The organism is Lentzea sp. NPDC020367 (assembly GCF_044387305.1).
Lineage (GTDB): Bacteria > Actinomycetota > Actinomycetes > Mycobacteriales > Pseudonocardiaceae > Lentzea.
Window position 1 is genome coordinate 14,157 of record NZ_JBIRVV010000005.1, and the last position, 22,936, is coordinate 37,092.

General features: G+C 69.0%; 23 protein-coding genes. 5 read left to right on the top strand and 18 right to left on the bottom strand.

Annotation, left to right across the window (positions count from 1 at the left end; translation table 11 throughout):
* Entirely contained in the window at nucleotides 1–651 is a 651-nt protein-coding gene (locus ACH413_RS21755; RefSeq protein ID WP_360037315.1) for a response regulator transcription factor, read from the top strand.
* 6 nt (nucleotides 652–657) lie between these two features.
* Here the strand turns inward: ACH413_RS21755 and ACH413_RS21760 are convergent, their stop codons facing one another.
* Both ACH413_RS21760 and lysX read right to left on the bottom strand, forming a co-directional pair.
* Nucleotides 658–1,026: a VOC family protein gene (locus tag ACH413_RS21760; RefSeq protein ID WP_360037318.1), complete on the bottom strand. Its 369-nt coding sequence runs from the start codon at nucleotides 1,024–1,026 to the stop codon at nucleotides 658–660.
* A 25-nt stretch (nucleotides 1,027–1,051) separates the two neighbouring features.
* Nucleotides 1,052–4,354 (bottom strand): bifunctional lysylphosphatidylglycerol synthetase/lysine--tRNA ligase LysX, encoded by a 3,303-nt coding sequence (gene lysX / locus ACH413_RS21765; protein WP_396425131.1) that lies wholly within the window; start codon nucleotides 4,352–4,354, stop codon nucleotides 1,052–1,054.
* Here lysX and ACH413_RS21770 point away from each other — a divergent pair.
* The gene (locus ACH413_RS21770; protein WP_360037324.1) at nucleotides 4,316–5,155 is read left to right on the top strand and encodes an alpha/beta hydrolase; all 840 of its coding nucleotides are present in this window, start codon (nucleotides 4,316–4,318) and stop codon (nucleotides 5,153–5,155) included. The genes lysX and ACH413_RS21770 overlap by 39 nt on opposite strands.
* On the opposite strand, the gene ACH413_RS21775 is transcribed toward ACH413_RS21770, so the two are convergent.
* Nucleotides 5,133–5,495 carry a VOC family protein gene (locus tag ACH413_RS21775; RefSeq protein ID WP_360037327.1) on the bottom strand — a complete coding sequence of 121 codons (363 nt, stop codon included), beginning with the start codon at nucleotides 5,493–5,495 and terminating at the stop codon, nucleotides 5,133–5,135. The genes ACH413_RS21770 and ACH413_RS21775 overlap by 23 nt on opposite strands.
* 125 nt (nucleotides 5,496–5,620) lie before the next feature.
* On the opposite strand from ACH413_RS21775, the gene panB reads away from it, so the two are divergent.
* Complete coding sequence (gene panB, locus ACH413_RS21780) at nucleotides 5,621–6,475, top strand: 3-methyl-2-oxobutanoate hydroxymethyltransferase (protein ID WP_360037330.1); 855 nt, start codon at nucleotides 5,621–5,623, stop codon at nucleotides 6,473–6,475.
* Nucleotides 6,476–6,484: 9 nt separating this feature from the next.
* Here panB and ACH413_RS21785 read toward each other — a convergent pair whose 3' ends face one another.
* The gene (locus tag ACH413_RS21785; RefSeq protein ID WP_360037333.1) at nucleotides 6,485–7,342 is read right to left on the bottom strand and encodes a glutathione S-transferase C-terminal domain-containing protein; all 858 of its coding nucleotides are present in this window, start codon (nucleotides 7,340–7,342) and stop codon (nucleotides 6,485–6,487) included.
* Between the two features lie 18 nt (nucleotides 7,343–7,360).
* Here ACH413_RS21785 and pip point away from each other — a divergent pair, with 18 nt between their 5' ends.
* A complete protein-coding gene (gene pip, locus ACH413_RS21790; protein WP_360037336.1) occupies nucleotides 7,361–8,302 on the top strand; it encodes a prolyl aminopeptidase in 942 nt (313 codons plus the stop codon).
* Here pip and ACH413_RS21795 read toward each other — a convergent pair.
* The 12 genes from ACH413_RS21795 to ACH413_RS21850 are packed head-to-tail and all read right to left on the bottom strand — an operon-like array spanning nucleotide 8,299 to nucleotide 19,438.
* Nucleotides 8,299–8,724 (bottom strand): ricin-type beta-trefoil lectin domain protein, encoded by a 426-nt coding sequence (locus tag ACH413_RS21795; protein ID WP_360037339.1) that lies wholly within the window; start codon nucleotides 8,722–8,724, stop codon nucleotides 8,299–8,301. The two genes, pip and ACH413_RS21795, sit on opposite strands and share 4 nt — an antisense overlap.
* Before the next feature lie 50 nt (nucleotides 8,725–8,774).
* Nucleotides 8,775–9,536, bottom strand: a complete 762-nt coding sequence (locus tag ACH413_RS21800; protein WP_360037342.1) for a helical backbone metal receptor — start codon at nucleotides 9,534–9,536, stop codon at nucleotides 8,775–8,777.
* Entirely contained in the window at nucleotides 9,536–10,201 is a 666-nt protein-coding gene (gene npdG, locus ACH413_RS21805) for an NADPH-dependent F420 reductase (protein ID WP_360037345.1), read from the bottom strand. The genes ACH413_RS21800 and npdG overlap by 1 nt, the downstream gene beginning before the upstream one ends.
* Before the next feature lie 35 nt (nucleotides 10,202–10,236).
* Nucleotides 10,237–11,634: an RNB domain-containing ribonuclease gene (locus tag ACH413_RS21810; protein ID WP_396425146.1), complete on the bottom strand. Its 1,398-nt coding sequence runs from the start codon at nucleotides 11,632–11,634 to the stop codon at nucleotides 10,237–10,239.
* A gap of 36 nt (nucleotides 11,635–11,670) precedes the next feature.
* Nucleotides 11,671–11,865, bottom strand: a complete 195-nt coding sequence (locus ACH413_RS21815) for a hypothetical protein (protein ID WP_030481005.1) — start codon at nucleotides 11,863–11,865, stop codon at nucleotides 11,671–11,673.
* Complete coding sequence (locus tag ACH413_RS21820) at nucleotides 11,862–12,335, bottom strand: hypothetical protein (RefSeq protein WP_360037351.1); 474 nt, start codon at nucleotides 12,333–12,335, stop codon at nucleotides 11,862–11,864. Before ACH413_RS21820 ends, ACH413_RS21815 begins: the two co-directional genes overlap by 4 nt.
* A gap of 18 nt (nucleotides 12,336–12,353) precedes the next feature.
* A complete protein-coding gene (locus ACH413_RS21825) occupies nucleotides 12,354–13,358 on the bottom strand; it encodes a C40 family peptidase (RefSeq protein ID WP_360037354.1) in 1,005 nt (334 codons plus the stop codon).
* A gap of 3 nt (nucleotides 13,359–13,361) precedes the next feature.
* On the bottom strand, nucleotides 13,362–13,964 hold the full coding sequence (locus tag ACH413_RS21830; protein WP_360037357.1) for a hypothetical protein: 603 nt from the start codon (nucleotides 13,962–13,964) through the stop codon (nucleotides 13,362–13,364).
* Nucleotides 13,965–13,975: 11 nt separating this feature from the next.
* Nucleotides 13,976–15,847 carry a hypothetical protein gene (locus ACH413_RS21835; protein ID WP_360037359.1) on the bottom strand — a complete coding sequence of 624 codons (1,872 nt, stop codon included), beginning with the start codon at nucleotides 15,845–15,847 and terminating at the stop codon, nucleotides 13,976–13,978.
* Entirely contained in the window at nucleotides 15,844–18,660 is a 2,817-nt protein-coding gene (locus tag ACH413_RS21840; protein WP_360038177.1) for an ATP-binding protein, read from the bottom strand. Before ACH413_RS21840 ends, ACH413_RS21835 begins: the two co-directional genes overlap by 4 nt.
* 19 nt (nucleotides 18,661–18,679) lie before the next feature.
* Entirely contained in the window at nucleotides 18,680–19,156 is a 477-nt protein-coding gene (locus ACH413_RS21845) for a hypothetical protein (RefSeq protein WP_319980082.1), read from the bottom strand.
* A gap of 3 nt (nucleotides 19,157–19,159) precedes the next feature.
* On the bottom strand, nucleotides 19,160–19,438 hold the full coding sequence (locus tag ACH413_RS21850) for a hypothetical protein (protein WP_176960163.1): 279 nt from the start codon (nucleotides 19,436–19,438) through the stop codon (nucleotides 19,160–19,162).
* A 425-nt stretch (nucleotides 19,439–19,863) separates the two neighbouring features.
* Between ACH413_RS21850 and ACH413_RS21855 the strand changes: the two genes are divergently transcribed.
* Entirely contained in the window at nucleotides 19,864–20,127 is a 264-nt protein-coding gene (locus ACH413_RS21855; protein WP_245822284.1) for a hypothetical protein, read from the top strand.
* Between the two features lie 75 nt (nucleotides 20,128–20,202).
* Here ACH413_RS21855 and ACH413_RS21860 read toward each other — a convergent pair whose 3' ends face one another.
* Both ACH413_RS21860 and ACH413_RS21865 read right to left on the bottom strand, forming a co-directional pair.
* Nucleotides 20,203–20,418 carry a hypothetical protein gene (locus ACH413_RS21860; protein WP_360037363.1) on the bottom strand — a complete coding sequence of 72 codons (216 nt, stop codon included), beginning with the start codon at nucleotides 20,416–20,418 and terminating at the stop codon, nucleotides 20,203–20,205.
* Nucleotides 20,419–21,255: 837 nt separating this feature from the next.
* A complete protein-coding gene (locus tag ACH413_RS21865; RefSeq protein ID WP_360037366.1) occupies nucleotides 21,256–22,842 on the bottom strand; it encodes a DUF6345 domain-containing protein in 1,587 nt (528 codons plus the stop codon).
* Nucleotides 22,843–22,936 lie beyond the last annotated feature (94 nt).

Below are 22,936 nucleotides of genomic sequence, written 5' to 3' on the forward strand. Positions count from 1 at the left end.
ATGCGCATCGTGATCGCCGAAGACGACGCGTTGCTCCGCGAGGGGCTGACGTTGTTGTTGCGCAACGAAGGGCTGGACGTGGCCGCGGCCGCGGACAACCCGGACGACTTCCTGAAGGCCGTGGCCGAGCACGAACCGGACATCGCCGTGGTCGACGTGCGGATGCCGCCGACGTTCACCGACGAAGGCCTGCGGGCCGCGGTGGAGGCACGGCGCCGGCACCCGAAGCTGGCCGTGCTGGTCCTGTCCGCGTGGGTCGAGCAGAGCTACGCGCACGAACTGCTCGCCGGTGCGGGAGGCGGTGGCGTCGGCTACCTGCTCAAGGAACGCGTCGGCAAGGTCGCGGACTTCCTCGACTCGCTGCACCGCGTCGCGAACGGCGGCACGGCGCTCGACCCCGAGGTCGTGTCGCAGCTCCTGGTGCGGCGCAAGGCGGACGACGCGCTCAGCGTGCTGTCACCGCGCGAGCGCGAGGTCCTCGGCCTGATGGCGGAAGGGCTGTCGAACGCCGCCATCGGCGAGAAGCTCGTTCTCAGCGCGGGAGCCGTGCACAAGCACATCGGCAACGTCTTCCTGAAGCTCGGCCTCAACAGCGAGGACGGCACGGGCGACCGACGGGTGCAGGCGGTCCTGGCCTACCTGGATCACTGAGCCGGATCACTGCGGCAGGGGTGGCGCCCAGGCCGGACGGCGCACGAGGCAGAACGGGTGCCCTGCCGGGTCGGCGTAGACGTCACCGCCGAGACCGGTCGCGCCCAGCGCCACCACGCGAGGCCCGGCGTCCGCTGGGTCCTCGACCATGACGTCGAGGTGGAACTGCTGCGGCACGGCCGGATCCGGCCAGGTGGGCGGCCGGTGGCCGGGGGCCCGCTGGAACGCGAGGCCAGAGGTCGTGTCGTCGTCCGCCACCACCACCCAGTCGTCGCCGCGGTAGGTGATGGGCTGTCCGAGCAGCGCCGAGTAGAACGCGGCGAGGGCAGCGGGGTCGGTACAGTCGAGAACCACGTGGTGCCGTCGTCCGATCATGGCGTCCGATGATGGCACCGCCACGTCAGGTCGGCCGGACGAACGGGAAGAGCACGGTCTGCCGGATCGACGTGCCGGTCAGCATCATCAGCAACCGGTCGACGCCCATGCCGAGCCCGCCGGTCGGCGGCATGCCGTGCTCCAGCGCCCGCAGGAAGTCCTCGTCCAGCTCCATCGCCTCGACGTCACCGGACGCGGCCTTCAACGACTGCGCCTCCAACCGGCGCCGCTGTTCCAACGGGTCGGTCAGCTCCGAGTAGGCCGTGCCGATCTCCGCGCCGAACGCCACGAGGTCCCACCGCTCGGCCAGGCGCGGGTCGACGCGGTGCTGACGGGTCAGCGGCGACACCGACGTCGGGAAGTCGATGTAGAAGGTCGGGCCGACGGTCGAGGCCTCCACGAACGAGTCGTACGCCTCCTGCACCAGCTGGCCGTGGTCCCAGTCGTCGTTGATCTCGACGTCGCGCGCGGACAGCAGTGACCGCAGCTCCGTGACCGACGTGTCCGGGGTGATCACCGCGTCCAAGGCCTCGGAAACCGCGGTGTAGACCGGAATCACCGGCCACTCCCCTGACAGGTCGAACGTGCCGTCGGGCCGGTGCGCCACCTCGGTACCGAACGCCTCGCGCGCCGCGTGCTGGATCAGCGTGCGGACCAGGTCGAGCATGACCCGGTAGTCCGCATAGGACTGGTAGGCCTCCAGCATCGTGAACTCGGGGTTGTGGGTGGCGTCCGCGCCCTCGTTGCGGAAGTTGCGGTTCAGCTCGAACACCCGGTCCACGCCCGCGACGCAGAGCCGTTTCAGGTACAGCTCCGGCGCGATCCGCAGGTACATCCGCATGTCGTAGGCGTTGATGTGCGTCACGAACGGCCGTGCGTTCGCGCCGCCGTGCACCGCCTGCAGCATCGGCGTCTCGACTTCGAGGTACTCCTGCGCGTGCAGGAACTCCCGCACGCTGCGGATGACGTCGCTGCGCAGCTTCAGCAGGTGCGCCGAGTCCTGGTTCACCACCAGGTCGAGGTAGCGCTGGCGGACGCGGGCCTCCGGGTCGGTGAAGCCCTTCCGCTTGTCCGGCAACGGATGCAGGCACTTCGCGGTCATCGTCCACGAGGTCGCCAGCACCGAGATCTCGCCGTGGTCGGACTTGATCACCCGTCCGGTCACGCCGACGTGGTCGCCGAGGTCGACGTCCGACTTCCACGACGCCAACGCCTCCCCCAGCGCGTCGACGGTCAGCATCAGCTGGATCTCGCCGCTGAAGTCCCGGATCCGCGCGAAGCAGAGCTTGCCCATCTCCCGCAACGCCACCACTCGCCCGGTCACCGACACGTCCTCGCCGAAGCGTTCCCGTGCCCCGGCAAGGAGATCCGTGCGGGAGAACCCGACCGGATACGGGTCGACGCCCTGGGACAGGAGCCGTTCGACCTTCGCGATCCGCACCCGGACCTGTTCCGGCCTGCGCACCGCCTTCGGTTCGATCCGGATCGCGTCGATCTCGGCGACACGGGCCGCGAACTCGGAGCTCACGTCGGTCTTCTGCAACGCCCGCTTGCGCAACGACCGCAGCGACGGCACGAAACCCTCGGCGACACCGGCGGCGATGCTGACCCGCGGCAGCGACCGGGAGCGCTGGTAGCAGAGGAAACGCGGCTCCCACTCCGGCAGGTACTTGGCGTTCGACCGGTACAGCGACTCCAGCTGGAAGAACCGCGAGGCGAGCGACAGCACCCGCCGCCACGCCCGCAGCACCGGGCCGGCGCCGATCTTCTCGCCCTCCTCGAACACCGCGCGGAACATCGCGAAGTTCAACGAGATCCGTTGCACGCCAAGATGTCCGGCGGCGGCCGCGAGCTGGGCGACCATGTACTCGTTCAGGCCGTTCTCCGCGGCCCGGTCGCGGCGCATCAGGTCCAGGGAGACACCTCGGCGGCCCCACGGCACGAAGGACAGCAGGCCGCGCAGGGCACCGGATTCGTCGTAGGCCTCGACCATCACGCACCGGCCGTCGCTCGGATCTCCCAGGCGCCCCAACGCCATCGAGAACCCTCGCTCGGTCTCGGCACCGCGCCAGGCCTCCGCCAGGTCCAGAATGGACGCCATCTCGTCCGGCGCGATCTCGCTGTGGCGGCGGACCCGCGTGGTGTACCCGGCCCGTTCGACGCGCGACACCGCCTGGCGCAGCCCGCGCCGTTCCGGACCGGCCAGGTTGAACTCGCGGACGTCCAGGATCGCCTCGTCGCCGATCTCCAACGCCTTGAGCCCGGCGTCGGCGTAGACCTGCGCACCTCGTTCGGAAGCACCCAGAACGCCGGGCATCCAGCCATAGGTGCGCGCCTCGGACAGCCACGCCAGCACGGCCTCCGGCCAGTGCTCCTCGTCGCCGATCGGGTCGGCCGACGCCAGCGTGACGCCACCGATCACCCGGTACGTCAACGCCGCCCGTCCCGAAGCCGCGAACACGACGCTCTTGTCGCGGCGGGTCGCGAAGTAGCCCAGCGAGTCGGGCTCACCCTCCGCGGCGAGCAGCCGGCGCACGTCCAGCTCCTGCTCGCCGGTGATCATGCTCTGCGACCGGACCCCGCGGAAGAAGATGTACATCCCGCGGGCCGCGACGAGCGTGCCTCCCAGGCCGAGGAGCACGCTCAGCCACTGCGGGCCCTCGGGGATGTCGAGCCGGCCCAGCCGGACGACCTCACCCGTCGCCTGGTTCGCCGCCCACGCGATCTTGTCGAGCTGGTCCACGAGCTTGCCGGGGAAGATCTCGGTGAGACCCCAGCCGACCAGGACCAGCGCGATCATGCCCAGCACGAACGACGCCAGCGCCCGCCGCCAAGCACCGCGCGCCACCCGAGCCGGGAACGCCTCGCGCACCACGAACAGCAGCACCACGAACACCAGCGAGGTCGTGACCCCGGCACCGAGAAACACCCAGTGCGGCTTCTCGCCCTCATCCAGGATTTCTTCAGGCGCCAGGGCCAGGATGACCATGATGAAGCCGACCAGCAGCAGGCCCATGACCTGGAACAGCAGCAGCGTCCACAGCGCCGCTCGCTTGTGCCTGCGCAGGGCGGCGCCGAGCACGAAGAACACCATGGCGATGAACAGGTTGCCGTCGATGGGCAGGCCGAAGAAGTACCCGATGCCGTCGGCGACGTCGGTGAACCAGCTGTCCTCCGGCAGGATCACTCTGAGCAGCGACAACGCCCCGGCGAGTTGCACGATCGTCGCGATCGTGCCCGCGGTCTTCCACTTCCACGCCGGTGCCACTGCATCTCCCGAGGTCAGCCGATGAACGCCATGATTCCGTCTTCGGCCGGACGAGTGCATGTCGCGTCCTCCGGGCGTGTCGAGGGGCCGGTCGTGGTGCTCAGTTCAGGCCTGGGCGGGGCGTGGTTCGACTGGGACCGGACCGTCCGTCTGCTCGAACCACTCGCACGGGTGATCGTGTTCGACCGGCCGGGCCTCGGGCTGAGCGGTCCTGCCCGGCGCGGGCCGTCGCTGGCGCGGGAGGTGGCGGTGCTCGACGCGGTGCTGCGCGGGGTGCCGCGGGCGATCCTGATCGGGCATTCGATGGCGTCGATGCACGTCGAGGCCTACGCGCGGCTGCGGCCGCATCGGGTCGACGGGGTGATCCTGCTCGATCCGGACGCCGAGGCGCCGGGCGCGGGAGCCCCGTTCGACCTGTCGGCGGTGGTCGCGCAGGGCATGCGGGCGTTCGGCAGCCGCTGGCTCGGTGCCCGGTTCACGCGGCGGTTCGGGCACTCGTTCCGCAACCTGCTGACCGCTGTCTCGACGCTCGGCGTGACCGATCCGGCGCCCTCCGACCTGGTCGAACTCGTCTACCGGCGACCCGGTGTCGGGCGGGCGGTGCTGTGGGAGCTCGCGTCGTACCCCGGCCAGGTGGCGACGCTCGAACGGTTGCGAGCGCGCCGGCCGTTGCCGCGTGTGCCGTTCCTGGTGCTCACGGCCGGACGGAAGGTGTGGCCGGAGCACCAGTCGTTGGCCGCCCTCGTGTCGTGGGGACGCAACGTGCCGGTGCCCGGCAGTCGGCACATGATTCAGATGGACCGCCCGGACGCCGTGGTCATGGCCGTCCGGGAGGTGCTCAGGGGTCTACCCGACCACTGAGCAGGCAGAACTCGTTGCCCTCCGGGTCGTGCAGCGTGTACCAGCTCACGTTCTCGCCCTGACCGATGTCGGCACGCGTGGCGCCGAGCGCGAGGAGGCGCTCCAGCTCCTCGTCCTGCTCGCGGTCGGTCGCCCGCACGTCGATGTGCAGGCGGAGCTTCTGCAGCTTGCGGTCGGGGTTGCGCAGGAACAGCAGCGTCGTGCGCTGGTCCTTCGGTCCGATCTCGACCGAGACGTCGTCGCGGTCGAGGATCTCGTAGCCCAGAACTTCTCCCCAGAAGGTGGCAAGACGTTCGGGATCGGTGCAGTCGAGTACCAGTTCGGTGATTCGTGCGGCCACGCGTGTGACGGTAACCGCATCTGCATTCCGTTTCCGGCCAACGGTGCCACTCTGGAGTTCGGCAACCGTGCACCAAGCGCCCGGGGACCCGCCGATGCGGGCCTCGAGGAAAGGACCGGTCGACGATGACCACTGCCGATGTTTCCGCGCCCTACGGCTCCGGAGCGGGCCAGAAGCCCCCGGCCAAGCGCGTTCGCGTTCACCACCTGCGTGAGATGAAGGAACGTGGTGAGGCGTGGCCCATGCTCACCTCGTACGACACGTTCACCGCCTCGATCTTCGACGAAGCCGGCATCCCCGTCCTGCTGGTGGGCGACTCGGCGTCGAACACCGTCTACGGGAACGAGACCTCGCTGCCGGTCACGGTCGACGAACTCGTACCGCTGGTACGCGCGGTGACGCGTTCGGTCAAGCGTTCTCTCGTTGTCGCTGACCTGCCGTTCGGCTCCTACCAGGTGTCGGTCGAGCAGGCCGTCGCGACGGCCGTCCGGTTCATGAAGGAAGGCCAGGCGCACGCGGTCAAGCTGGAGGGTGGCGCGTACTTCGCGCCGCACATCCGGGCGATCACCGCCGCCGGCATCCCGGTCATGGCGCACATCGGCTTCACCCCGCAGTCCGAGCACCAGCTGGGCGGCTACCGCGTGCAGGGCCGTCACGACAACCACGACGTCGTGGTGCAGGACGCGGTGGCCGTGCAGGAGGCGGGCGCGTTCGCCGTCGTGCTGGAGATGGTGACCGCCGAGGTCGCGAAGCAGATCACGCACGACCTCGTCATCCCGACCGTGGGCATCGGCGCCGGTCCGGACACCGACGCCCAGGTGCTGGTGTGGCAGGACATGATGGGCCTGAACCGCGGCAAGGCGCCCAGGTTCGTCAAGCGCTACGCGGACATCGGCAACATCATGCTCGGCGCGGCCTCGGAGTTCGCCAACGAGGTGCGCGGGCACCAGTTCCCCGGTCCCGAGCACACCTTCCACTGAGCTTGTTCGCTAGCGGGTCCAGGCCTCCGGGTCTGGGCCCGCCGGCACGATTCCGGTCGGATTGATGCCGTGGTGCGTCACGTAGTAGTGGCGCTTGATGTGGTCCCAGTCGACCGTGTCGCCGAACTGCCCGTAGAGGCGTTTCGCGTAAGCCCACAGGTTCGGCATCTCGGTGAGTTTGTTCCGGTTGCATTTGAAGTGGCCGTGGTAGACCGCGTCGAACCGGACGAGCGTGGTCCAGAGCCTGATGTCGGCCTCGGTGAGCTGTTCTCCGACCAGGTACGTGTGGTCGGCGAGGTGCTCCTCGATGCGGTCCAGTCCGGCGAACAGGGCGGTGTACGCCTGCTCGTAGGCCTCCTGTGACGTGGCGAAACCGGCCTTGTAGACGCCGTTGTTGACGTGGTGGAAGATCGGCTCGATCCAGGCGTCGATCTCCTGGCGCAGGTGCTCCGGGTAGAGCGTGCTCTCCGGGCGCCACTTCAGGCTGAAGTCCAGGGTGATCTGCGGGTAGTCGTTGGTGACGACCTCGCCCGTGGTGGTGTCGACCAGCGCCGGGACGGTGACTCGGCCCTCGTAGGTCCCGTCGGCCCTGTCGTAGGCCTCTTTGAGGTAGTCGATGCCCAGGACCGGGTCGGTGCCCTGGAAACGCCAGCCCTTCTCGTCGCGGATCGGGTCGACGACGGCCAGTGAGATGTCGTCTTCGAGGCCGAGGAGCTTGCGGACGATGACCGCGCGGTGCGCCCACGGGCAGGCGAGGCTGACGACGAGCCGGTAGCGGCCCGGTTCGGGTTCCGGCCGCGCGGTGAAGCGGTTCGGCTGACGGACGAACGCCCCCGTGGTGGAGGTCTCCTGCGAGAACTGCGCCATGTGTCCGACGATAGGCCCATGTACCCGGAGATCGAGCCCCACGCGTCAGGCCACCTGGACACCGGTGACGGCAACCTCGTGTTCTGGGAGGAGTGCGGCAACCCCGACGGCAAGCCCGTGGTCTTCCTGCACGGCGGTCCCGGTGGCGGCTGCTCGCCGTCGCATCGCAGGTTGTTCGACCCGTCCGCCTACCGGATCGTCCTGTTCGACCAGCGCGGTTGCGGGCGTTCGCTGCCGCACGCGTCGATGTCCGGTGACCTGTCGCTGAACACGACCTGGCACCTCGTGGCCGACATGGAACTGCTGCGGACGTCGCTGGGGATCGACCGGTGGCAGGTCTTCGGCGGCTCCTGGGGCTCGACGCTGGCGCTGGCGTACGCCGAGAAGCACCCGTCGCGCGTGTCGGAGCTGGTGCTGCGCGGGATCTTCACGCTGCGTTCGTCCGAAGTGGACTGGTACTACCGCGGCGGGGCGGCCAACCTCTTCCCGGACCTGTGGGAGAAGTTCATGGCACCGCTCGCCGGTCTGTCGGGCGATCCCGTCGAGCTGTACGCGAAGCTGCTGGCCTCGGACGATCCCGAGGTGCACGGGCCGGCGGCGGTCGCGTGGAGCACGTGGGAGGGCGCGACGGTGACGTTGCTGCCGCGGCCGGAACTGGTGGCGGAGTTCGCCGTGCCGGAGTACGCGCTGGCGTTCGCCCGGATCGAGAACCACTACTTCGTGAACCGCGGGTGGTTCGAGGAGGGGCAGCTGATCCGGGACGCCGTGCGGCTCAAGGACATCCCCGGCGTAATCGTGCAGGGCCGCTACGACATCGCGACGCCCGCGGTCTCGGCGTGGGACCTGCACCAGGCCTGGCCGGAGTCGGAACTGGTGCTGGTGCCGGATGCCGGGCACGCGTACGACGAGCCCGGCATCCTGTCCGCGCTGCTGGAGGCCACGGATCGGTTCCGGGACTAGCGGAGGCCGATCCACTTCGCGCTGGACGTCGTGCAGGTCTCGACCGCCACCTGCGCGTTGAGGCACTTGTTGGTGCCGACGTTGCGGAACTGGAAAGAGGTACCCGACGTGCTGCGGCGCCAACGCTGGTTGGCGCTCGTCGTGCAGGCCTGGCCGAGCACGTCACCGGCCGCGGTGGCGCCCAGGCACTTGTCGGTCGCGATGTTGTTCGGCCAGTCGACGCCACCGCTTATCGGGACGATCCAGCGCTGCTCGTCGGCCAGTTCGTTGCACGGCCTCAGAACGACGTTGCCGCCGGTGTCGGCGAGGCAGCGGGTGCTGCCGGCGAGCTGGTAGACGACAACGGGTTCGGCGCTGGCCGGGACGGCCATGAGCGTGACGGTGGCGGCGGCTGTCGCGATGATCGCGGCTAGTTTCCCCATGGGCGAGAATCCTGGCAGCGCAGCGGGTTCCGCGAATCCACCCGTGGTTGTCAACCCTGGCCGTAGTCGAGGGCCTTCGTGAGGCTGAGTTTTGCTTCTACGAGCGAAGGCCCGTACCAGGTCAGATGTCTGCCGTTGACCAACACGTACGGCAGCCCCGGGAAGCTCTCCGGGCCGTCCTCGTGCGTGAACACGTACGGCTCGTCCGGCAGGATCACCAGGTCGGGGCGCTTGTCGTTGAGCTGCTCGAGGCTCGGACGCGGGTAGCGCTCCTCGTCGGAGGCGTAGACGTTCTCGATTCCCAAGCGGCGCAACACATCGGTGGCGAAAGTATCGCGGCCGACGACCACCCACGGGCGGCGCCAGACCGGGATCAGCGCGGTGAGCTTCGCCGGTGCCGTCTCACGCCAGAGGTCTTCCGCCTTCGTGAGCCACTCGGGTTCGAGGTCCCAGCCGAGACCGAAGAGCCTCCTGAGCGACGCCAGCGCCATCGGGACCGTCTTCGGCGCCTCGGTCACCCACACGTTGATGCCGTTGGCGCGCAACCGGTCCACGTCCTCGGCGCGGTTCTCCTCGGAGTTGGCGATCACGAGGTCCGGGCTCAGGGCGAGCACCTTGTCGACGTCCGGGTACTTCGAACCACCGACCCGCGCAACGTCCAAATCGGACGGATGGGTGCAGTAGTCCGTGGCCCCGACGAGGGCTCCGGGCACGCTGACGGCGACGGCCTCGGTGATCGACGGCACCAGACTGACCACGCGTCGTGGCTGGTCGAGCGGGACCGGCTCACCGAGGTCGTCGACGGGAAGCATCAGACTCCCGTGATCTTCAGGCCGGCGTGGGTCTTGTACCGGCGGTTGATCGCGATGAGGTTCGCGGTGAACGCCTCGACCTGGTGGGCGTTGCGCAGCCGGCCGCCGTAGACGCCGCGGAAGCCCGGCACCAGCTCGGCCAGTTCCCGCACGGTGTCGGTGGCCTCGCGGTCGTCGCCCAGCACGAGCACGTCCATGTCCACTTCGGACACCGCGAGGTCGGCCAGCAGCACGGCGGACACGTGGTGGAACGCGGCGGTGACCTTGGACTCCGGCAGCAGGAGCTCGGCCTGCTGGGCCGCGCTGCCCTCGGTGACCGGCAGGGCGAACGGGCCCTGCTTGTCGAAGCCGAGCGGGTTCACGCAGTCGATGACGATCTTCCCGGCCAACTGGTCGCGCAGGGACCCCAGCAGGTCACCGTGACCGTCCCACGGCACCGCGACCAGCACGATGTCGGAGTCGGCCGCGGTGTCGGAGTTGTCCGCGCCCCGGACGTCGCCGCCGGCGATCTCGACGATCTCCTTGGCCGCCAGCTCTGCCCGGTCGGCGCTGCGGGAACCGATGATCACCTTGAGGCCCGCCTTGGCCCAGCGGATGGCGAGGCCCTTGCCCTGGGCTCCGGTGCCGCCCAGGACGCCGACGGTGAGGTCACGAATGTCAGTCACCCCTGCATCTTCACACGAGGCGGGGTTGGCCTGGGTCACACCCGGCGTTCGAAACGGACCTTGCGCTTCACCGGGTCCGCTTCCGCCAGCCGCACACGGATCCGTTCGCCTTCCGGCAAACGCTTGCCAGTGCACTTGGCCAGCACCGGCGGATCGGACACGAACACGTCGGCCTCGTTGTCGCCCGACCGCAGCACCACCGCGTCGAACTCCTGGCCGACCCGCGCTGCCAGCACCCAGGCCTCGACCTGGTCCGTGGCCGCGCGGTCCACCTTCGAGGACAGCGAGTCGGACGACCCCATCAGCGACGGCAGCAGCGGCAGCGCCTCGGCCAGCCACTCCGGCAGCTCCTCCCCGGCAGTGACGGCCAGGCAGACCTCCGTGGCGAACCGGTCGACCAGACGACGAAGAGGTGCGGTGACGTGCGTGTACGGCGCCGCGACCCCCGCGTGCGTGACGACCTCGGGCACGGAGCCGTTGAACGCCGAGTAGCCCGCGCCGCGCAGCAGCCGGGTGGCGTCGGTGAACAGCGCCAACGCCTCGGGAGTGGCAGGGTCGAGTCCGGCCAGGAACGCACCCGGCGAGACGTCGGCGGGCCACTTCACCCGCAACGCCGCCGCGGACTTCCGCAGTGTGGCGACGGCGCCGGCGTCCGGGTCTGGCAACGTGCGGAGGATCCCGACCTGGGCCTGCAGCATGATCGACGCCGCGGCCATGCCGGTCATCAGCGAGATCTCGGCGTTCCACGAGTCGACCGCGACCCGTGGACGCGCGACCAGCTTCCAGCCGTCGCCGTCCGGCTCGATCTCCTGCTCGGGCAGCTGCAGCTCGATCGCACCGCGCCTGCGGGCGAACTCGCGGCGCAGCGGCCCGAACTCGGCCAGCGCCGCGACGGACGGGTGCGGCGTGCCGGCGTCGAACGACTCCTGGACCGTCGCGTAGTCGAACTGGGCCGTCGACCGGACCAGGGCCCGGCGCACCTCGACGGCGGCAGGAATCCCGTCCGCGCCGCAGGTGAACGTCCACAGAACCGCGGGCCGGACCACGCCCGGCAAGAGAGAGGCGGCACCCTCGGACAGCACGGTCGGGTGCAGCGGCACGTTGCCATCAGGCAGGTAGATGGTCTGGCCGCGACGCCGGACCTCGGCGTCCAAAGCACCGCCGGGCGTCACGAACAACCCCAGGTCGGCGATCGCGTAGTGCACGACGAACCCGTCAGCGGACTTCGTCACGCACAGCGCCTGGTCCAGGTCTTTCGCACCGGGCGGATCGATCGTCACGAGAGGCAGTGAGGTGAGGTCGGGGCGATCTCCCGGGGAACGGGAGATCGCCTCCTCAGCCTCGGCGAGCACGGCCGCGTCAAAAGCAGACGGCAGACCGAACTCAGTGCGGATGCCGTCGAAGGACACGTCCGCACGGCCCGTGCGGATCACCTGAGAAGCCACCCGCACAGACTAGGTACCGCCGGCTCAGTCCTCGTCGTCGCCGCGCCACTTCTTGTCGGACTCGTCGGCCGCCTTGGTCCGTTCCCTGGCGATCTCCAGGGCGCGGGCCGCGGTGGCCTCGTCCGGGTAGGGACCCATGCGGTCAGGGCCCTTGCAGCCCTTGCCCTGCTCCACGGTCTGGTGGGTCAGGCAGAAGTACCACCCACTGCTGTCACTCATCTGCGTTCGCCTCCCAAAGGCGCCGGGAATCCCCGCGGCGGCGTCGACTGGTTGGCGTTGGCGTACTCCGCCGGGATCGGGTCCAAACACGAGACCAGCACCGTGCGGTCCTCGGCGTTCTCGATCTTACGTCCGGAACGGTCCCGGTAGACGAGCGATCCGTCGGAGTCGATCTCCATGATCGCCCCGACCTCGGCCAGCTGTTCCTCGTCGAGATCGGCGAGCTTCTCGTAGCGCGACGGCACCACGCGGTAGACCGGCCACTTCAGGTGGCCGTACGTCCGGTGGAAGTCCGCCAGCAGGTGCACCAGGTGCTGCTGCCACGGCAACGGCATCGCCTCGGCCAGCGCACGCGGGATCACCACGTAGTCGGCAGAGACTCCCGGAGCACCGGCCGCCACGTAGTCACGCACTGGTGTGCTCGACGCGGGTGGTCCGGAAGGCCTCGGGATGGGGTCGTGGTTGAACATGCAGCGCCTCCCCGCGATCTACACGCCCGGCCGGACGGCCAGCGGCATCAACTCTTGATAATTCCAGTTGATCTTGCTGATCTTCACGACGTCACCCGTCTGGGGGGCATGGATGTACTCGTCGTTGCCGAGGTACATGCCGACGTGGTGCACCGAGCGCGGGTCTGCGGTGTTGTACGCCCAGAAGATCAAGTCACCGGCTTGGGCTTCGCGCACCGGAAGGTGGGCGCCGCCCTTCTCGTACTGGTCGTTCGCGACGCGCGGGATGCTCACACCGGCCGCGCCGAAGGCCTTCACCAGGATGCCGGAGCAGTCCCACGCGTCCGGGCCGTTGCCGCCCCACAGGTACGGCTCGCCCAGCTGTTCCTTGGTGAACTGGATCGCGATGCCCGCCGCGTTCGAGGCCAGCAGGAACTCCCCCGCGCCCGAGCCGCAGCCGGCCGGGTCGGTGATCGCGCCCAGCTCGCTGAGCAGGAACGCGCCCATCGACTCCCAGTTGTGGTACCGGTCGGGAAACGCCGAGCGCTCCACCGCCTGCGCCGAGTCACCGGGCCGCTTGTTCTCCCAGTCCGGCACCTTCAGCAGCACGTCGTAGAACTTGTTGATCGCGTACGTCGGGTCGGTCACCTGGGCGGGGGTGCCCCAGCCCATCGACGGACGCATCTGGAAGATGCCGAGCGAGTCGCGGTCGCCGTAGTTCAACGGGCGCAGGCCGGACTCGGTCATGCCGGCCTGGATCGCGACCTGCCACGCGAGCGGCGGCAGCTTGCGCTCCTGGCCGATGGAGATGATCCGCGCGACGATGTTGCGCTGCTCGTCGTTGAGGCGCGCCGCGTCGGCCTGCCCCTTGGCCGCACCACCACCCGCGTCCCACGGCCCGATGGCGGCGTTGCAGCTCATCTTCAGGATGTTCCCGCCGGCCGCGGGGTTCGTGGAGTTGCTGACCACCTGCGACACGCCCGACGTCGCCACCGCGACCACGACGATCGCGGCGAGCGCGCCGATCAGCAGCATCACGCGCATGGGTCAACTCGCCTTCGTGTAGCCGTTGACCCGCCACTCGTTGCTGGGCGAGAGCTTGATCAACGTGATGACGACCTTGCCGGTGTCCGTTCCCACCTCGAAGTCCGCCGACGACACGGTCGACCGCTTGGCCGCGACCTTCTGGGTGATCTTGTCCGGCACGTTCTTCGGGTCGATCGTCGCCATCTGCGCGAGGAACTCCTCCGTCGTGTACGGACGAAGTTGCGCGAGCCACTTGGTGACGTCGTTGTCCGGCGGCGGCTTGATCCAGTTCTCCGCCCACAGCTCGGCGATCAACTGCGCGTCCGCCGCGGGAGGAGCGGCCGACGCGGCGTTGGTCGGCGGCGGCTGCTTGGTCGGCAGCGAGGCGCCGCTGCTGCCCGGCAGCTGGCCGACCTGGGTTCCCGACGAGGACGTCGAGGTCTGGCCGGCGGCGGACGGGTCCGCGGCCTTGCGGTCGAGCACCCTGGGGATCACCACGCCGAGCCCGACGACCAGCACCACGAAGATGATGATCGAGGCGGCCAGGTGCCGCGGGGAACGCAGCGGCCAGCCCCACAGCCTGCGATAGACCGCGGCCCGGCCGCGGTTGGTACGGATCGGCATCTACGCTCCCCTCAGCTGTTGTCTCGGACTTCGAAGCCGCGCGACGGCCGGTAGATCACGTGCACCGGACGTCCCGCCACGACTTCTGTCTCCGCCCTTCGAGGTTCCTGCGCCGGCGCGGAGTAGCCGCCGCCGGACCGCGACGGCACGAGCACCGCGTCGTCGACCCGGTCCCACTGCCGGTCGGTGACCGTGGGGCTGTCCACCACGCGCGACCGGGCGACCGGCAGCGCCGCCGGACCCGATCCTGAGGGCAGTGCCCCTGCTCGCACGCCGGAACCGTTGGGGCCGCTGATGATCTGACCCGGCTGCGAGTCGCGGTCGAGCCGCTGCGCCGTCGCCATGACCGGGCTCGAGGCCTCCGGGCGCACCCGGCCGCGTCCGCGCTGCGGTGCCGCGTCGCCCTCGGCGTCGCTGTCCCGCACGGACTCCCAGAACTCGTCCTGCGGCGTCGGGCCGGTCTGCTTCTTGCGGCCCATCATCTTCGACCAGACGCCACCGCTCATCGGCAGGACGTTGCTGGCCGAACCGACCGACATCTCGACCATCTGCCACATGCGGCGCAACGGTTTGCCGATCACGAAGCACACGAGTGTCAGCATCAGGCCGAGCAACGTGCGCGTCAGCAGCGACAGCCCGGTCGCGTTGAAGATCGCCTGCAGCAGCAACGCGTGGACACCCGCGAGGACCGCGAGCACCAGCACGTTGAACACCGTCACGGCGGCCGCGCGGGCGACCTTGCGCAGCAGGTCGTGGTGCAGCAACGCGACCAGGCCGATGAGCGGCCCGGCGAGCGTCAGGATGCGCAGCAGCAGCTGGGCCAGCAGTACGGCGGCCTTCGCGAACAGCTGGAAAAGCGAGAACGCGACGGACTGCAGCAGCGCCAGGAAACCCGCGCCGGTGCGGCTGCCGTCGGTGCCGTCGAAGTAGCCCTTGGAGGTGCCGAGCTGGGCTTCCAGGGCCTTCCACTCGGCCTTCTTGGCGTCCAGGGCTGCCTGGTCGCCGTCCTTGCCCTCGGCGATCTCGGCGGTGGTCCACGCCTGCGCCTTGAGAACGCGCGGGCCGAACTCGGCGGCCTGCGGTGCCTCCGGCGTGCCGAACGCGCCGCGCAGCCAGCTCTGGTAGACGACGGCGTCGTGCAGTTTCGTCGGCAGGACGTGGAGCGTGCCTTGTTCTTCAGGCGCCTCGATGAACCCCGCCTGGATCTCCGACGTCTTGGAGACCAGCGTGTTGTCGAGGAGGTTGTAGAACTGCGGCAGGGCCAGGGTGGACGTCGCCAGCCACATGGCCGCCAGCGCCCAGAGCCCGCGTTTGGAGATCGCGGCGAAGTCGCCGGTCCAGATCTGCCGGAACATCAGGATCGCGAGGAGCAACGCCACCAGGCCGAACCAGCGCAGGTAGACGTTGTCGTAGACCTTCTGCACGCCGTTCTTCACGGCGTCGTCCAGCGGGACCAGCAGACCGCGGCCCATCACGGTGTAGTGCAACGCGTTCGTGGCACCGACGATGTTCTTGCCGATGCTGAACAGCTCGTTGCCCGCCCACGTGTCGAGCGTGGCGTTGGCGTCGGGCAGGACGTTGCACTTGGCGTTGTAGTTGTGCCAGACCATGCCCGCGTAGCCGTACTCGAGGTACGGCGAGCCGGGCAGGCCGTTGCCGACGGGCGGGTCGAGCGCGCCGACCATGCCCGCGCCGGGCCGTTCCGGATTCGGTGCCTCGCCACAGGATTGGGCGTGCGCCATCGGGGCACCCATGACCACCTGCAACGCCAGGATGGCCGCGACGAGGCCGACCGACCTGGTGCGTGCTGACGCGCGCAGCGCGAAGCGCCGCCTTGCCCAGAGCAAGGCGGCGATCGCGAGCACGATCGTCAGCGCCGTCATGCGCCGCCGTCCCGGTGGCGGTTGGTGCCGTCACCGTGGGCCACCAGCTGGGCCTCTTCCTCCGTCAGTCCTAGTTCCATGTCCGCCGCCAGTTCGTCGTCGATCTCGTCGGGCACGTAGGCGGGCGGCTGCGGGGCCGCGTCGGAGTCGTCCACCGGCACGATCTCGCCCTTGCCGTTGTCGCGCTTGGCGTCGGGGGTCGTGTCGAGGGCGTTGCGCAGGTGCTCCAGGTGCGGGCCGCTGAAGTCGATGCGGATCCGCTCCACGCCACCGGCACCGTCGCCGAAGATGAACTGGCGTGGCGCGCGGTCGCGTTCGGTCGCGTTGCGCTCGCCACCGGGGCGGCGGCCGAGCGACGCGATGACCTGCTCGTACCCGGCGCCGATCGGCACCTTGAGCAGCCGCAGCGCGTCCGCCTGCGCCGAGTCGTCGTCGAGCCGGCCGACGAAGACCGAGTCGAGCAGCGTGACGAAGCCCTGGATCTTCAGGAAGTCGGCGGGGATCTGCGACGACAGCAGCACGCGGACGTTCCACTTTCGCGAGTCACGCGCGAAGCGGTTCATCAGCACGCGGCCGGTCGGGACCTCCGAGAGGAAGAACGCCTCGTCGATCCAGACGCCCTTGCGCTGGTCCTTCGGCTTCTCGTAGATCGAGCGCTGGGTGAGCCAGGCGGCGAGGTTCAGCATCTCGACGCCGAGCGACTCCGCGTCCGTCCAGTGCTCGCGGCCGACGCCGTCCTTCGGCAGGTTCAGGCCCGCCATCGTGAGGACGGTGAGGCGGTCGTCGCGCACCTCGTTGTACGGGTCGTGGTTCTCCTCGGGGATCAGCAACGACATGCGCTCGCGCATCTCGTCGAGGAAGTCCGCGACGACGACGGCGTGCTCGTGGTGCTCGGACGCGTCCCGGCGCAGCGCCTCGAAGACGAGACCGGGGTGGGCGTCGAAGCGGCCACCGACCGTGCGAACCGCGCGCAGCAGCGTGATGCGCGTCTGGGGCAGGCGGGCGACCTCGTAGGGCAGCAGACCGGTGAGCACGTCCAGCACGAGACGACGGCGGGTGGCGGCCGCGAGGGCCTTCTCCCGGCGCCAGGCCCGTTCCGGGTCCTCCTCGTCGAGGAAGTGGTCGAGCATCGGCTCGGCCACCACCCGGTACGGGTTCAGGATGCCCGGCTGGGCGTTGAGCAGGTTGATCGGCCGTGCGTAGGGCCGCAGCTCCGGCAGTTCGCACAGCGCGGACAGCGGCCCGGACGGGTCGAGCAACGTCCAGTGCGCGCCGGCCCGCAGGGTCTTGTAGACCATGCCGCCGCCGAGGAACGACTTACCGGCACCCAGGCCCGCGACCATCGCAGTCAGACCGGAGGCGTCACGGAGTTCCTGCGCCATCCACGGGTCCCACGCGACCGGGCGGCGGGTGGCCGTGACGGTCTCGCCGAGCAGGATGCCGCGGCGGTCACCGACCTCGGCCGTCGCGGTCGGGACGGCGGACGCGGCCCACAACACGCTGCCGCGGCGCAGGTAGGCGCCGTTGGACAGCGGCTCGCCCGGAATGAACTCGCGGGCGATCGCGTACTGGGCCTCGGGGTGGTCGATCGAGACCTTCGGCTTGTAGAGCTCGAGCAACGACTGCGCGAGCCGCAGTGCCTCGCGCTCGGTCGGGCCGGACACCGCCAGGCGCCACCACGAGCGCACCCGGGTGCCGAGCGCGGTGAAGCCCGACGTCATCTCGTCGTCGATCTCCAGCACGCGGCCGGCCTGGCGGGCCAGCGACTGCGGCGGTTCGAGCTCGTGCTCGTCGGTGTAGTGCCGGACCTGCGAGCGGACCTTGCTCATCTGCCGCGACAGCTCGCCCGACACCTCTTCGGGCTTGCGCACGTAGATGCGGGCGGACCACTCGACGGAGGCGGGCAGCCGGTCGGCGCGCTGCACCCACGGGTCGTCGACCTCGGGGATCTGCAGGCCGTGCATCAACCCGACCGTGAGCACGCAGACGTGCCGCTTGATACCCGCGTTCGAGCCGGTGCGGCCGCGCACGGTCACCGTCGGTGAGTACGGCTCCTGGTGGAAGTCCGCGGCGTCGGTGAAGGACGCCAGGTCCTCCGGTTCCCACGCGGCACCGGGCACGGCGGGCAGGTTGCGCGGCGCGGGCAGGCCCAGCGAGCACGACCGGTGCATCAGCCAGGACATCTCCTCGGCCGTCGCGGGACGGCCTTCGAGACCAGCGGACCCGATGACCTGGTCCAGGTGCTCCACCTCGGAGTCGAGCGCCACCAGTTCGGCGTCGACGGCGTCCGGGAAGACCTTGCGCAGCACCGGGGCCGCGCGTTCGACCGCGCGGTCCATCATGTTGCGGGTCTGCACCTGAACGCCCAGGTAGACCTCTTTCTCCGCCATCGAGCGGCCCATGAGCTGCTGCTGCTCGCCGACCATGTAGTCGTCGAACGACAGCGTGCCGGGGGTGTCCGGCAGGCGCTTGACGGCGTTGTGCACGTGCGCCTCCGCCCACATGCGGATGGGGTACGGCCGCGTGGTGACGCGCAGGTGCATCCAGCGCCCCTGCAGCTCGGCGTACTGCCCGGCGATGGCGGCGATCAGGTCCTGGCGCTGCGAGTCGCTGCGGAACGACCAGCGCTGCGGCGCGAGCCGGTACCAGGCGTAAACCTCCTGGCCGGTGCGCAACAGGTGACCGTCGATGCTGCGGGCCGCGATCGACGGGGTGTAGCTCGGCACGGACTGCTCGCCGGGCAGGCGGCGTCCACGCTTCGAATACGCTGCTTGGTCACGCGCGCGGGGGTCGGCCGCGGCGTGCTGGGCGATGTGCTGGGCGGAGCGACGGTCACGGTCTCGCCGGCGTCCGAACACCGCGAACCTCCTTCTTACGGCTGTCTGACGTCCGGCGGGGCTGGGCCTGCTGTCTCGCCCGTCGTTGTTGTTTCTTGCTCAACTTGGGACGAGGCCGCTGCGGACTGACCCGGATCCGGGCGGCACTGGCCGCTCCGCCGGTGCTTGCCGTGCGCTCTCGAGGTGCCGTCAGCTCGCGGACCCACATCGACATGACGGCCGTGAGGGGCCGTTCATGGCTGATCCGCTGGGTGATGAAACGGGTGAGGATGATCGTCGCGACGAGGGCCCACGCGGTCGAGAAGAACCCGAACCCGACGCCCATCTGCCGTTCGATCGTGAGTACGACGAGGAAAACGACGATCCCGACGCCCCACGCGACGTATCGCGCGCGCCAGGGGAAAGTCGCTTTGGGCGGGCCGAGCCAGACGGCGTCGACCCGGTAGACCTCGTCGTCGGTGCGAACCCGCACGTGTCAGCCTCCGACGAACAAACCGGCGAGCCACTGGCCGATGTTCGCGCCAGCGTCGGTCGTGACGGCGAGGCCGATGATGGCCAGTGCGACGATCACGCCACCGAGGCGGCGCATGACACCCGCGTTGTCACCTTTGCCACCTCCGAGCCAGAGCAGGAGCAGCGCGACGGTCAGCAGGAGCAGCGGGACGATGTTGTCCAGGATCCAGTTCCGGACATTGCCTGTGCCCGGCACCGTCGGCTGCTGCTGAGCGAGTGTCACCAGGTCCATGGCGGTCATTTCTTACTCCAGAGTGCGCTGGGGCTTGCGCTACGAGTAGAACACGAGTTCGTCACGACGTGTGGGGCTGTTGCTGCGGGGTGTAGATCATCTGGCCGTTCCCCCTGGGAGGAATTACGTCTAATCTGGCCGACACATCATCACTGAGGAGACGTCAGTGGGGAACACCCGGATCGAGATTCTCTCCGTCGCTGGCAAGGTTCACCCGACTGCGAACGCCCTGGTCACCCACAGTGCGTGCGTCCTAAACACACGCACGTGTACATCCATGTGAACGCCCTGATCGGCCGGTTCGCGACCCCTGTGACGGACACAGCGGGCGCAATCCGGAGCGACGACTCCGAGGAGATTCGCCCATGCTCGAACCTGACCTCGTGCCGGACGGAAGTGTGGACGGAATCACAGCCTCCCCTAATGCTCCAGGCGTGGACGAGCCTACCGGGCAGAGCACGCAATCCCGGCGCCGGGTCCAAAGGACGATCAACTTCGACAGGTCGGTGCTGGAGCGCGCGCGTGCGGCGGCCACCTACCTCGCCTCGTACGAGCCCCAGGCGGGGGTGCGCTCGCTCGCCGACATCGTGAATCCCGCGGTGCTCGCCTACGTGACCGAGTTGGAGGAGCTCTACAACTCGGGGGAACCGTTCCGGCCCGTGCTGCGGATGCCGTCGGGGCGGCCGGCGAACCGGTGAAGCCCGGTGACCGCGAGGCACGGAGGTACGACCTGGGGCAGCGGTCGCACCTCCGTGCGCGATGAAGCGGCTGACCTAGAGCTGCGCGCGATTGCTCAATGCGAGGACGTACGCCTGGACCGCGTTGACGATCTCTTGCGCGTTGACTCGCAGGAGGAAGATCAACAACAGTACGAACGTCATCGCGAACAGAAGCGTCAACAGGAACCGCCTGAACCGTTTCCCCTTGGCGAAGACCGAGCTCAGGAAGCTCCAGAACGTCGACTTGATCGCGAACTTCCGCTTACCCATGGTTTCCGGCTTCCACGCCAAGCGAGGCTCGGCCCAGGGGCACGTAGGGTGACCAATTCGACTGGAAGTTCATCCTTACGCCTAGTGCGCAAGGACGTACTGTGGTCATGGCGACTCCTTGTCTGACAGGCCGTCGATGAGGGCTGTTGTCGTGCGGCGGTCCTCCGACTCACGATCAGAGGGCCGCCGACCCATGTTTGGAGTTCTCCGGGCGCGGTGTCTCAGGCGGCCCCTGAGCGCGTTGCTCCTTCCACCGCAACCATTTGAAGCTCCAAGTTGTGCGTGATCGGACTTGCTCTACGAGTAGAACACGAGTTCGTCACGACGTGTTGGGTTGTTGCTGCGGGGTGTAGATCATCTGGCCGTTCCCCCTGCGGGGAATTACGTCTAATCTGGCCGACACATCATCACCGAGGAGCCGTCAGCGGGGAACACCCGGATCGAGATTCTCTCCGTCGCCGGGCAGGTTCACCCGACTGCGAACACCCTGGTCACCGACGGTGCGTAGCCTTAAACACGCGTACGTGTACATCCATGTGACGGCGCTGATCGGCCGGTTCGCGAGCTCCGTGACCGACACAGCGGACGCAATCCGGAGCGGCGACTCCGAGGAGATTCACCCATGCTCGAACCTGACCTCGTGCCGGACGGAAGTGTGGACGGAATCACAGACTCCCCTGAAGATCCAGGCGTGGACCAGCCTACCGGGCAGAGAGCGCAATCCCGATGCCGGACCAAGTCGGAAACAGCGCACCGCCGCGACCCCTTCTCGGGCTCGCGGCGGTGCGCTGTTTCGCCTGCTTCAGTTGGTGTGGCACGACTTCAAGCGTTCGGCTCCTAGGAGGCGCCGGAGATCCGCCAGAACAGGCCGGTCGAGGCGTAGTCGGGGCCGACGCCCGTGCCCTTGCCCCAGAAGTAGTCGTTGAAGTTGCCGAGTCCACCCGACGAGGTGACGGGGCCCATGGTCGCCCAGCGGACGGACGCCGGCTGGGTGTCGATGCTGGCCTGCGCCCACGCGTCGCGGACCTTCATCGGGTTGTTCCACCACAGGAACGGCGAGCGCCACATGTAGTGACCGAACTTGCCGCCGTGGTTGGCGGAGTTGTAGCTGACGGTCGTGAAGCTGTTGATCTGGTGCAGGCCGCGGAACGCCTGGCCCCAGCGCTGCGCCCAGGTCTGGCCGCCGGTGTTGTCCTCCAGGATCTGGCAGGTGAAGAGGCTCATCCACTCGACGTCGTTCTGACCCCAGCGCGCGTCGGTGTTCGCGAGCTTGTTGTCGGTGTGGTTGGAGCAGCCGGTGAAGTAGAAGCCGGTGCCGGAGCCGTGGCCCTGCCAGTAGGTGAGGTCGACGTCGTCGGCCCAGTTGGTGTCGTCACCGCCGGCGAACGCCGGGTCCTTGAAGTCGCTCTCCCACGCGTTGGCGTTGAGCCAACTGAAGTCGCGGGCGATGCCGTGGTTGCTCGCCTCGGTGTTGAAGGTGCCGATGTTGGCGACGGTGTTGGGCAGGCCGGAGCAGTTGCCGGTGCCCTCGCTGCCGACCTGGGTGCCGACCGCCTGGCTCTTGAACTGCTGCTCGGGCCGCGGCTCCTGGCCCGGTCCCGGCTGCGGCAGCTCGGCGCCGACCGCGGCGGGCAGGGTGATGGCCTGGGGTGCGCCGCCGTCGTCGTTGCGACCGGCGCAGCGGAACGACGGCTCGACCTTGTCGACCTTGTCCTCCAGCGGCGGGGCCACGTAGACGTAGCTCACCTCGGGCTTCACCGAGGCGCCCAGGTACTTCTGGCACAGCTTGGCGCCGTACTCGAGGTCGTTCACCTTGACGGTGCCGGCCTTGTCGTAGGTGCGGGCGGCGTGGTTGACCGCCGTCACGCCCTGCGCGTCGAACGAGACGCGGATGTTCGCGCCCTCGCCCTCCAGCGGAAGGCCGTCGAGCTGGAACGTGTACGAGACGCTCGTGTCGAGGTTGGCCGTGAGTGCGTTGCGCCCGTTGGTGTCCGACAGTTCGAACGTCGTGTACTGCGCGCTGGGCGTCGCGTTGGCCGGCAGCACACCCGCTGCTCTCAGGCCTTCCTGCGCGCGTTTGGCCGCGTCCTCCGCGGGGATGGTCTTGATGCGCTTGATCGCCTCGGTGTCGAGCGCGGTCTGCGTGGTGGCGTTGCCGTCCTCGTCGGGCCTGCCCTGTCCTTTGTCGACAGTCGGTAAGTACTGGTAGCGCTGCTCGTCCGCGAAGGACACCGCGCCGGCCTCGGATCTCTGGACGTCTTTGAGGCCGAACGCCCGTTGCAGCTTCTGCGCCTGTTCCTGGTCGAGACCGGAGCTCTTCACCCCGTAGACGGGCAATTCCGTGGCGTCGGCGGTCGCGACGCCGACCACTCCCGCGGTGACGAGACTGGACAGGGCCAGCACCACCGTCAGCTTGCGTTGCATGTCTGTTCCCTCCCTTGGGGACGGCCGGCTGCAGGGGCCGACCGTCTGACAGGAGGATCTGGCGTTGTTCACCGTGATACCGAGAGTGGACATT